Source organism: Hydrogenophaga sp. (assembly GCF_051007235.1).
Taxonomy (GTDB): domain Bacteria; phylum Pseudomonadota; class Gammaproteobacteria; order Burkholderiales; family Burkholderiaceae_C; genus Hydrogenophaga.
Genome location: NZ_JBPCSJ010000278.1, coordinates 1 through 9,416, shown reverse-complemented (window position 1 = coordinate 9,416; position 9,416 = coordinate 1). Strand labels below are relative to the sequence as shown.

Sequence of the window (9,416 nt, the reverse complement as noted above, 5' to 3'; positions counted from 1 at the left end):
AGCACTCATCTCCAGCGAGTGCTAATGATAAGGGCGGCCCCGAGCCTTTTCAAGGGCGGGGCGGCTGCCCAGTCGCACTTTTTGTCGCCGGTCGGTGCGGGTCCCGGTCTGCCACGGCTGACAAAAATGGCGGTTTTGGCAGTGATGATCGGCATCGGACGGTCGGTCCATGCGGGCAAGTGCCTGATTTGCTTGGGCTTTGTGTGCTGGCACGGATCTTGGACTGAGCGGTGGCGCGCCCGGCGCCGGCCACCGTGCCGGCACCGGGCCCACGCGAGACACCACCAAGGCCACACCATGTCCATGAACACCGCGAACCCGCCACTGGCCCACACCCCGCCCGGCGGCGATACCGACGAGATCGAGATTTCCCTCTACGAATCGCGCAAGAAGATCCAGACCCGTTCGGTCACCGGCACCTTCACCCGCCTGCGCTGGGCCGCCGTCTGGTTCACCCAGATCCTGTTCTATGCGCTGCCCTGGTTCCAGTGGAACGGCCGCCAGGCGGTGCTGTTCGACCTGCTCTCGCGCCGCTTCTACCTGGGCGGCCTGGTGCTCTACCCGCAGGACTTCATCTACCTCACCGGCCTGCTGGTGATGGCGGCGCTGTCGCTGTTCCTGTTCACCGCCGTGGCCGGGCGGCTGTGGTGCGGCTACGCCTGCCCGCAGACGGTTTACACCGAGATCTTCATGTGGATCGAGAAGAAGATCGAAGGCGACCGCGCGGCCCGCATCCGCCTGGACGACGCGCCCATGAGCGGCGCCAAGTTCGGCCGCCGCAGCGCCAAGCACCTGGCCTGGGTGCTGTTCGCGCTGTGGACCGGCTTCACCTTCGTGGGTTACTTCACCCCGATCCGCGCCCAGACGGCCGAGGTGCTGGCCGGCACCATGGGCGCCTGGCAAACCTTCTGGATCTTTTTCTACGGCTTCGCCACCTACGGCAACGCCGGTTTCATGCGCGAGCAGGTCTGCAAGTACATGTGCCCTTACGCCCGCTTCCAGAGCGCCATGTTCGACAAAGACACCCTGATCGTCACCTACGACACCGAACGGGGCGAACCCCGCGGCTCGCGCGGCAAGAAGGTGGACCCGAAAGAAAAAGGCCTCGGCTCCTGCGTCGACTGCACCCTGTGCGTGCAGGTCTGCCCCACCGGCATCGACATCCGCAAGGGCCTGCAGTACGAGTGCATCGGCTGCGGCGCCTGCGCCGACGTGTGCGACGAGGTGATGGACAAGTTCGGCTACGCGCGCGGCCTGGTGAAGTACTCGACCCAGAACGCCATGACCGGCGGCTGGAGCCAGGCCCAGATCGTCCGCCGCGCGCTGCGCCCGCGGGTGCTGATCTATTCCGCCGTGCTGGCCGCCATCGCGGTGGCAGTGGGCGTGAGCCTCTACCTGCGCGTGCCGCTGAAGGTGGACGTGATCCGCGACCGCGGCGCCCTGGCGCGCATGGTCGAGAAAGGCCGTATCGAGAACGTTTACCGCCTGCAGATCATGAACGCCACCGAAGTCCAGCAAGTCATGCACGTGGATGTGCAGGGCATGGACGGCATCGTGGTCGCGTCCGACCCGACGGTGCAGGTGCTGCCCACCGAGGTGCGCACCGTGGCCGTGCGGGTGCAGGTCCCACCCGGTGCCAGCAGCGGTTCGCACCCCATCGTGTTCCGGCTGCGGTCGCAGAACGACGCGGCCATCCACCTGGACGAGAAGACCACCTTCCTGGTGCCGCGCTGATCGGGTGGGCCGCACCGCGGTGCGGGCCGGCGCGGTCCGCGTCAGCGTTCAGGCGCAGCTGCAGGCGCCGCCGCATCCGCCGGCGGTTTCCGACTGGGGAAACAGCACGTTGTTTTCCAGGTGGATGTGGCTGATCAGGTCGTCGGTCAGCTGCGCGGTGCCGGCGTAGAGCGCGCGCCAGGTGTTGCAGGCGCCCAGGGGCGGCGTGTGGTCGCTGGTCAGGGCGGCCAGCTGCTCCAGCAGGGCGCCGTGGCCGGTGTGTTCGTCGCGCATCGCGCCGATGGGTTCGCCCAGGCTGGCCGCGCCGTTCTCGATGGCGGGGAACAGCACCTGTTCCTCTTTCTCCATGTGCTCCAGCAGCTCGACCTCCATGGTTTCCAGCAGGGCCGCCAGGCCCACGGGCACGGCCGGGTGGTCGCGGTGCACCGCCTCCACGCGCCGCGCCATGCGGATCAGCTCGGGCAGCTGCTCGCGGTGCACCGCGTGGTAGCGGGTGAGGATGTGGTCGATCAGCGCCACCGGGTCCTGTGCGTCGGGTGCGTGGTCGTTGCGTTGCAGGCCGGCCAGCTCGGCCAGCACGGCCTGGGTGTCCAGCCCTTTGCTGGCGCAGGCCTGGGCCAGTGGCACCTGGCCGCCGCAGCAGAAGTCCAGCTTGAGGCGGCGGAAGATGGCGGTGGCGCCGGGCAGGTCGACGGCGATCTGGCCGATGGCCTGTTGTTCGACGGGGCGTTCGGTGATGGCGTTGGTGGCGGTGGTCATGGGCTTCCTTTTAAAGATTCACATAAAGTGAATGTATTGAGCCATAAAATGCACGACAGGTGCATATTTCCTTCGAACGAGTCCGGGCATCCGGACGAACGACCCCGCCACCATGCGACTGACCCAATGGACCGACTACAGCCTGCGCGTGCTGTTGCACTGCGCGGCGCACGAAGACCGTGAACAGCCGACCACCATCGGCGAGATCGCGCAGGCGCACGACATTTCGCGCAGCCACCTGACCAAGATCGTGATGACGCTGGCGGCGCAGGGCCTCATCGACACCAGCCGCGGCCGTGGCGGCGGCATGCGCCTCAAGCGCCCGGCGTCCACCCTCAGCGTCGGTGAGGTGGTGCGCCTGACCGAGACGGACTTCCAGCAGGTCGAGTGCTTCAACCGGGAGACGAACAGCTGCCCCATGGACGGCGCCTGCGGGCTCAAGCACGCGTTCGGCCGTGCCATGTCGGCCTACCTCGCGGTGCTCGACCAGGTGACGCTGGCCGAGCTGGTGGTGCCCTCGCCGTCGGCGCGCGCGCGCGACGCCCAGGCGGCACTGTCGCTGGACGCGTGGCGCGACCAGCCCAGCTGGCGCATCAACGTGGAACGGTGAAGGCGGCCTCGGCGTGCGCGGCCGGCTGGCCGTCGCCCGCCGGGTCTTGCGGGTCTTCCGGTATCACCAGCACGGTGGCGTGCAGCGTCTGCCCTGCCTGGCGCTGGGCGGCGTCGGCGGGCAGCACCAGGCGCAGCGGCACCGATGCACTGGCCGCGGCGGGTACCGTCAGACCGGTGTCCGAATCGATGCGCAGGCCCGGCACACCCGTCACCGCCAGGCGGTAGCGGCGCTCTGTTTCCTGGCTGTTGGTCAGCTGCAGCCGGTAGGTGTTTTCGATCGCGCCCCGTTGCACCATGCGCGCCAGCGAGCCGCGGTCCTTGATCAGCACCGCGCTGACCTCGCTGCGGTGGCCCAGGCTCCAGAGCCAGCCCACGCTCAGCGCGGTGAGCAGGGCGCCGTAGATCAGCACGCGCGGGCGCCAGACCCGGCGCAGCATCTGGCGCGCGCTCCAGCCCTGCGCCACCGCGTTGCCGGTGGTGTAGCGGATCAGGCCCTGGGGGTAGCCCATCTTGTCCATCACGTCGTCGCACACGTCGATGCAGGCGGCGCAGGCGATGCACTCGTTCTGCAGCCCGTTGCGGATGTCGATGCCGGTGGGGCAGACCTGCACGCACAGGGTGCAGTCGACGCAGTCGCCCAGGCCGGCGGGGCGTTCTTCGGCCTTGCGCGAGCGCGGACCGCGGTTTTCGCCGCGCGCGCCGTCGTAGGCGATGACCAGCGAGTCCATGTCGATCAGCGCGCTCTGGAAGCGGGCGTAGGGGCACATGTACTTGCAGACCTGTTCGCGCATGAAGCCGGCGTTGCCGTAGGTGGCGAAGCCATAGAACAACACCCAGAACCAGAGCCAGGGGCTCTGTTCGGGGATCAGCAGCGCGGTGGCCAGGTCGCGGATGGGGGTGAAGAAGCCCACGAAGGTGAAGCCGGTGAGCAGCGCCAGGCCGATCCAGCCGGCCTGCTTGGCGCCCTTGCGCCAGAGCTTGTGCAGCGACCAGGGCTGGGCGTCCAGCCGCATGCGGGCCGAACGGTCGCCCTCGGTCTTGCGCTCGATCCACAGGAACATCTCGGTGTAGACCGTCTGCGGGCACGCGTAGCCGCACCACAGGCGGCCGGCGATGGCGGTGAAGAAGAACAGCGCCAGCGCGCTGATCACCAGCAGGGCCGCGAGGTAGATGAAGTCCTGCGGCTGCAGCACCAGGCCCAGCACATAAAAGCGGCGCTGCTCCAGATCGAACAGCAGGGCCTGGCGCCCGTTCCACTGCAGCCAGGGCATGCCGTAGAAGAACAGCTGGGTCACCCACACCATGACCCAGCGCCAGCGCGCGAACACGCCCGTGACCGAGCGTGGGTAGATCTTGATGCGGCTTTCGTACAGCGAACCGGTGGGCTGACCGTTCGCGGCGGGGGAGGGCAGGCTCATGGGGTGGTCTTGGGGTCGGGGGCGCGCCGGTCCAGTTCGCCGGCCTTGTCGCCGACGGTGGCCCAGTCATCGGCGTCGGGCAGGGCGGCCACGCTGCGGGTGATGACGGGCCAGTCTTCGCTGAGCTCGGCGTTGATAGGGATGAAGCGGCGCTGCGTTGACGGCACGTCGGCATCGAAGAAAATGGCGTCGACCGGGCACTCGGGCACGCAGACGGCGCAATCGATGCAGTCGTCCGGGTGGATGACCAGCATGTTCCGGCCGCCACGGAAAGCGTCGGTCGGGCAGACGTCGACGCAGTCCGTGTAACGGCACCGGATGCAGGCCTCGGTGACAACGTGGGTCATGTCGGGTGGTGTCTAAAGATTCATGTTTTGTGAATCTTAATCGCAGGACACCCCCATCGCCCCGATGGCCCCGCGCCTGCAGCGGGTACAGTGCCCTGGCCCTACGCTGTTGATCTGCCCAACCCATGACCCACAACGCCTCCCTCTCCGTCAAGCTGGTCCGCATCGGCGCGGCCCTGCTGGTGCTGGCGCTGGCGTCGATCAGCCTGACGCTCTGGATCACCCGCCAGCTCGAAGGCGGGGCCGCGGCCGTCAACGAGGCCGGGCGCATGCGCATGCAGACCTGGCGGCTGGCCAGCGCGGTGCAGGCCGAGCGGCCGGCGCCCGAGGTGCAGGCGCTGGTGCAGCAGTTCGACGACAGCCTGGGCCTGCTGCGCAACGGCGATGCCACACGACCGCTGTTCGTGCCGTCGGACGTGGACGTGCAGCGCGAACTCGCCGCCGTGGAACGGCTCTGGCAGAGCCAGCGCGCGCTCTGGACCCTGCCCCAGCAGGCCGACGACCCGGTGCTGCTGCGCTCGGCCGATGAGTTCGTGCGTGCCATCGACCGCCTCGTGCTGGCCATCGAACACCAGCTGGCCGGCTACACCGCGCTGCTCAACCTGTTCCAGTTCGTGATGATGGCGCTGGCCATCGCGGCCGCAGTGGTCATGCTGTTCACCGGCTACCAGTACGTCATCAACCCGCTGGCGCACCTGCAACGCGGGCTGGCGCAGGTCGAAGGCGGGCAGTTCGGGACCCGCATCGACGTGGACACGCAGGACGAGTTCGGCCAGGTGGCGGCCGGCTTCAACCGCATGGCCGCCACGCTGCAGTCGCTCTATGAAGGGTTGGAGGCCAAGGTGGTGGCCAAGACCGAGCGCATCGAGGCGCAGCGCGCGCGGCTGGAGGCGCTGTACGAGGTCAGCGCCTTCCTGGCCAAGGCCAACACCATCGAGGAACTGTCCAAGGGTTTTTCGCAGCGCGTGCGTTCGGTCATGAAAGCCGACGCTGTGGCGGTGCGCTGGTCCGACGAGGCCAACCAGCGCTACCTGATGCTGGCATCCGACTGTTTCCCGCAGGAGATGCAGGCCGAAGAGCGCAGCCTGATCGCGGGCGCCTGCGCCTGCGGCAGCCTGCAGCCCGATGCGCGCACGCGGGTGATCCCCATCCATTCGCACGACGCGGCGCCCATGCGCCACTGCGCCAAGGTGGGCTACCAGAACCTGGTCAGCGTGCCGGTGCGGTTGCAGCAGCGCCTGATCGGCGAGATCGACCTGTTCTTTCGCAGCGAGGTGCAGCTCAACGCCGACGAGACCGAGCTGCTGGACGCGCTGGCCAGCCACCTGGCCAGCGCGCTGGAAGGCCTGCGCGCGGCCGCGCTGGAGCGCGAGGCCGCGGTGGGCGAGGAGCGGGCCCTGCTGGCGCGCGAGCTGCACGACTCGATTGCGCAGTCGCTGGCGTTTCTGAAGATCCAGGCCCAACTGCTGCGCGGCGCGGTGCTCAAGCAGCAGCCCGAGCAGGTGCAGTCCACGCTGGACGAACTGGACGCGGGCCTGAAGGAAAGCATCAACGACGTGCGCGAGCTGCTGGTGCACTTTCGCACCCGCACCAACACCGACGACATCGAAGCCGCCCTGCAGGAGACGTTGCAGAAGTTCCAGCACCAGACCGGCCTGCCCACGCGGCTGCAGCTCGACGGCGAAGGCCTTCCCCTGCCGGCCGATGTGCAGGTGCAGGTGCTGCACGTGGTGCAGGAAGCGCTGTCGAACGTGCGCAAGCACGCCGGGGCCAGCCATGTCAGCCTGGACGTGCACAAGGGCTCGCAATGGCGCTTTGTGGTGCGCGACAACGGCAGCGGCTTCGACACCGCGCAGCGCCATGGCGAAACCCATGTGGGCACCAAGATCATGCGCGAGCGTGCCGAACGCATCGGCGCGGCGGTGCTGATCGACTCCCTGCCCGGCCAGGGCACCACCGTCACGCTCACGCTGCCCACCAACCCGGTGACCGCCGTGGGCGTGGGCACGGCGGGCCTGGACTTTTCCGACTCCGTTCTGAACACCCCATGACCCGTTCCATCCAACTGCTGCTGGTCGACGACCACACCCTGTTCCGCCGTGGCCTCAAGGCCCTGCTGTCGCAGGACGAGCGCTTCGAGGTGGCCGGCGAGGCCGGCGACGTGGGTGAGGCCCTGCGCTGCCTGGCGCAGCAGCGGCCCGACGTGATCCTGCTGGACAACCACCTGCCCGGGGTGCGCGGGGTGGACGCGATCCCGGCGCTCAAGGAAGCCGCGCCGGCCGCGCGCGTGCTGATGCTGACCGTGAGCGAAAACGAAAACGACCTGGCCGCTGCGTTGCAGGCCGGGGCCGACGGCTACCTGCTCAAGACGGTGGAGTCCGACCAGCTGTGCGAAACCATCGTCAAGGTGGTGGACGGCGAGTCGGTCATCAGCCCGGAGATGATGACCAAGCTGGTGGCGGTGTTCCGTTCGCGCCCATCTGCCGCGCCGGCCGCTGTGCCGTTGGCGGTTCCCGCCAGCGCCCCGGTGGTGCCGGCCGTGCCGCGCGAAGCCGCCTCTGCTGCCGACCTGCTGTCACCGCGCGAGCGCGAAATTCTGCTGCTGATCGCGCGCGGCGACAGCAACAAAGTGATCGCACGCGAGCTGGACATCGCCGAGACCACGGTGAAGATCCACGTGCAGCACATCCTGCGCAAGCTGGGCCTGAGTTCCCGCGTGCAGGCGGCGGTGTTCGCCACCAGTCAGGGCCTGGCCTGACGCTCCCGGCCGGCCTGGCGCCAGCCCACGGCGGCCACCACCGCCCAGAACCCCAGGCGCAGCGCCAGCGCACCCACCGTGCGCATCTCGAACGCGCCACCACCCAGCACATGCAGGCCGAAGGCCGCGGCCACCAGCGCGGTGCCCAACGCCAGCGCCGTGGCCAGCCACAGGCCCCAGCGCTGGCCGCGCCACAGGCCCAGCCCGGCGGCCACGTAGGCGAAGCCCGCCAGGAAGTTGAACCACAGCACGTAGCCCACGGTGTGGCCCAGCGCCGCGCGGGTGGCCGCGTCGCCGAACAGGCCCTGCCAGCCACTGAACACGGTCAGCGTGCCGAACACCATGCCCACGGCGGCCAGTGCTTTCATGAAGCGGGATGAGGTCATGGTGTTTCTCCAGGTCAGGCGGATGGGAGGGGGGCGGTGTCGTCCAACGCGCGGCCTTCGCCGGCTTCTTCCACCGTCTGGCCGTCGCGGATGTGGTAGATCCGCCGGAAGGTGGGGATGATCTTTTCGTCGTGTGTGACGACGATGATCGCGGTGTGCGCCTGCCGTGCCATCTGGTTGAGGATGCGCATCACCGCCAGTGCGCGCTCGCTGTCCAGCGGCGCGGTGGGTTCGTCGGCCAGGATCACCGGCGGCTTGTTGGCCAGCGCGCGCGCAATCGACACGCGCTGCTGCTCGCCACCCGACAGCTGTGAAGGTTCGGCCTTGGCGCGGTGCTGCACGTCCAGCGCCATCAGCAGATCCAGCGCGCGTTCGCGGGCTTTGGCATTGGGCAGGCCCGCCAGCATGGGCAGCAGCGCCACGTTGTCCGTCACGTCCAGGAAGGGGATGAGGTAGGGCGCCTGGAACACGAAGCCGATGCGGTCGCGCCGCAGTTCGCGCAGATCCTTCACCTTCCAGCCGTTGTCGTAGATGACTTCGTTGCCCAGCGTCATCTTGCCGCTGGTGGGTTCGATGATCGCGCCCAGGCATTTGAGCAGCGTGCTCTTGCCCGAGCCCGACGGGCCGACCAGGCCCACCACCTCGCCGGGGGCCACCTGCATGTTCACGTGTTTCAGCGCTTCCACGGCCGTGTCGCCGTGGCCATAGACCTTGCGCAGGCCTTCGATCAGGATGCCGCCGGTGGCTGTGGTGTTCATGGCTTCGTCTGGGTGCTCAAAAAAATCCGTTCGTCCTGAGCCTGTCGAAGGACTTGCGCGGGCGGGGCTTCGACAGGCTCAGCCCGAACGGGGAGTGGTTCACCTGAACGGGACAGGTTCATCCGATCGCCGCGCCCGGGTCCACCTTCAGCGCCACCCGGATCGCCAGCGTGCTGGCCAGCGCGCAGATGATCAGCGTGACCACCAGGCCGGTGACCGCGTCGCCCGGCAGCAGCAACACGAACTTGGGGAAGGCCGGCCCCCACACCGTGGCCGCCACCTTGCCCACCGCAAAGCCGATCAGCCCCAGGCCCAGCGCCTGCTGCAGGATCATGCCGGCGATGGTGCGGTCGCGCGTGCCGATGAGCTTGAGCACCGCGATTTCGCGCAGCTTGCCCATGGTCATGGTGTAGATGATGAAGGCCACGATCGCCGCGCTGACGATGGCCAGGATCACCAGGAACATGCCGATTTGCTTGGCCGAGTTGGCGATCAGCTTGACGATCAGGATGTCTTCCATGCCGTCGCGCGTGTACACGCTCAGGTGCTTCCAGCGGCGGATCGGTTCGGCCACCTGCTCGGGCGTGAAGCTCGGCGCGATCTGCACCAGCACCGCGTTCACGCTGCGGCTGCTGGTCTGCAGG

General features: G+C 68.3%; 10 protein-coding genes. 4 read left to right on the top strand and 6 right to left on the bottom strand.

What is annotated here, in order from left to right:
• Positions 1–297: 297 nt before the first annotated feature.
• Positions 298–1,734, top strand: coding sequence for a cytochrome c oxidase accessory protein CcoG (ccoG, locus tag ACR2JA_RS09950; protein ID WP_434008928.1), 1,437 nt, complete (start codon positions 298–300; stop codon positions 1,732–1,734).
• A 48-nt stretch (positions 1,735–1,782) separates the two neighbouring features.
• On the opposite strand, the gene ytfE is transcribed toward ccoG (ACR2JA_RS09950), so the two are convergent.
• Positions 1,783–2,493: an iron-sulfur cluster repair protein YtfE gene (gene ytfE / locus ACR2JA_RS09945; RefSeq protein ID WP_434008927.1), complete on the bottom strand. Its 711-nt coding sequence runs from the start codon at positions 2,491–2,493 to the stop codon at positions 1,783–1,785.
• A 112-nt stretch (positions 2,494–2,605) separates the two neighbouring features.
• Here ytfE and ACR2JA_RS09940 point away from each other — a divergent pair, with 112 nt between their 5' ends.
• The gene (locus ACR2JA_RS09940; RefSeq protein WP_434008926.1) at positions 2,606–3,103 is read left to right on the top strand and encodes an RrF2 family transcriptional regulator; all 498 of its coding nucleotides are present in this window, start codon (positions 2,606–2,608) and stop codon (positions 3,101–3,103) included.
• Here ACR2JA_RS09940 and ccoG (ACR2JA_RS09935) read toward each other — a convergent pair.
• On the bottom strand, positions 3,087–4,523 hold the full coding sequence (gene ccoG, locus ACR2JA_RS09935) for a cytochrome c oxidase accessory protein CcoG (protein ID WP_434008925.1): 1,437 nt from the start codon (positions 4,521–4,523) through the stop codon (positions 3,087–3,089). The genes ACR2JA_RS09940 and ccoG (ACR2JA_RS09935) overlap by 17 nt on opposite strands.
• Positions 4,520–4,870 carry a ferredoxin FdxA gene (gene fdxA, locus ACR2JA_RS09930; protein ID WP_434008924.1) on the bottom strand — a complete coding sequence of 117 codons (351 nt, stop codon included), beginning with the start codon at positions 4,868–4,870 and terminating at the stop codon, positions 4,520–4,522. The genes ccoG (ACR2JA_RS09935) and fdxA overlap by 4 nt, the downstream gene beginning before the upstream one ends.
• Before the next feature lie 125 nt (positions 4,871–4,995).
• Here fdxA and ACR2JA_RS09925 point away from each other — a divergent pair, with 125 nt between their 5' ends.
• Positions 4,996–6,921 carry a type IV pili methyl-accepting chemotaxis transducer N-terminal domain-containing protein gene (locus tag ACR2JA_RS09925; protein WP_434008923.1) on the top strand — a complete coding sequence of 642 codons (1,926 nt, stop codon included), beginning with the start codon at positions 4,996–4,998 and terminating at the stop codon, positions 6,919–6,921.
• On the top strand, positions 6,918–7,628 hold the full coding sequence (locus ACR2JA_RS09920; protein ID WP_434008922.1) for a response regulator: 711 nt from the start codon (positions 6,918–6,920) through the stop codon (positions 7,626–7,628). The genes ACR2JA_RS09925 and ACR2JA_RS09920 overlap by 4 nt, the downstream gene beginning before the upstream one ends.
• Here ACR2JA_RS09920 and ACR2JA_RS09915 read toward each other — a convergent pair.
• The 3 genes from ACR2JA_RS09915 to ACR2JA_RS09905 form a co-directional block, all read right to left on the bottom strand.
• Entirely contained in the window at positions 7,613–8,014 is a 402-nt protein-coding gene (locus tag ACR2JA_RS09915; RefSeq protein WP_434008921.1) for a hypothetical protein, read from the bottom strand. The two genes, ACR2JA_RS09920 and ACR2JA_RS09915, sit on opposite strands and share 16 nt — an antisense overlap.
• A 14-nt stretch (positions 8,015–8,028) precedes the next feature.
• The gene (locus ACR2JA_RS09910) at positions 8,029–8,772 is read right to left on the bottom strand and encodes an ABC transporter ATP-binding protein (protein WP_434008920.1); all 744 of its coding nucleotides are present in this window, start codon (positions 8,770–8,772) and stop codon (positions 8,029–8,031) included.
• A 118-nt stretch (positions 8,773–8,890) separates the two neighbouring features.
• Positions 8,891–9,416: ABC transporter permease (locus ACR2JA_RS09905; protein WP_434008919.1), on the bottom strand; the 526-nt coding region annotated here is incomplete at its 5' end.

Coding starts and splice junctions, on each gene's coding strand:
- ccoG (WP_434008928.1), top strand. CDS start 298: ATGTCCATGAACACCGCGAACCCGCCACTGGCCCACACCCCGCCCGGC.
- ytfE (WP_434008927.1), bottom strand. CDS start 2,493: ATGACCACCGCCACCAACGCCATCACCGAACGCCCCGTCGAACAACAG.
- ACR2JA_RS09940 (WP_434008926.1), top strand. CDS start 2,606: ATGCGACTGACCCAATGGACCGACTACAGCCTGCGCGTGCTGTTGCAC.
- ccoG (WP_434008925.1), bottom strand. CDS start 4,523: ATGAGCCTGCCCTCCCCCGCCGCGAACGGTCAGCCCACCGGTTCGCTG.
- fdxA (WP_434008924.1), bottom strand. CDS start 4,870: ATGACCCACGTTGTCACCGAGGCCTGCATCCGGTGCCGTTACACGGAC.
- ACR2JA_RS09925 (WP_434008923.1), top strand. CDS start 4,996: ATGACCCACAACGCCTCCCTCTCCGTCAAGCTGGTCCGCATCGGCGCG.
- ACR2JA_RS09920 (WP_434008922.1), top strand. CDS start 6,918: ATGACCCGTTCCATCCAACTGCTGCTGGTCGACGACCACACCCTGTTC.
- ACR2JA_RS09915 (WP_434008921.1), bottom strand. CDS start 8,014: ATGACCTCATCCCGCTTCATGAAAGCACTGGCCGCCGTGGGCATGGTG.
- ACR2JA_RS09910 (WP_434008920.1), bottom strand. CDS start 8,772: ATGAACACCACAGCCACCGGCGGCATCCTGATCGAAGGCCTGCGCAAG.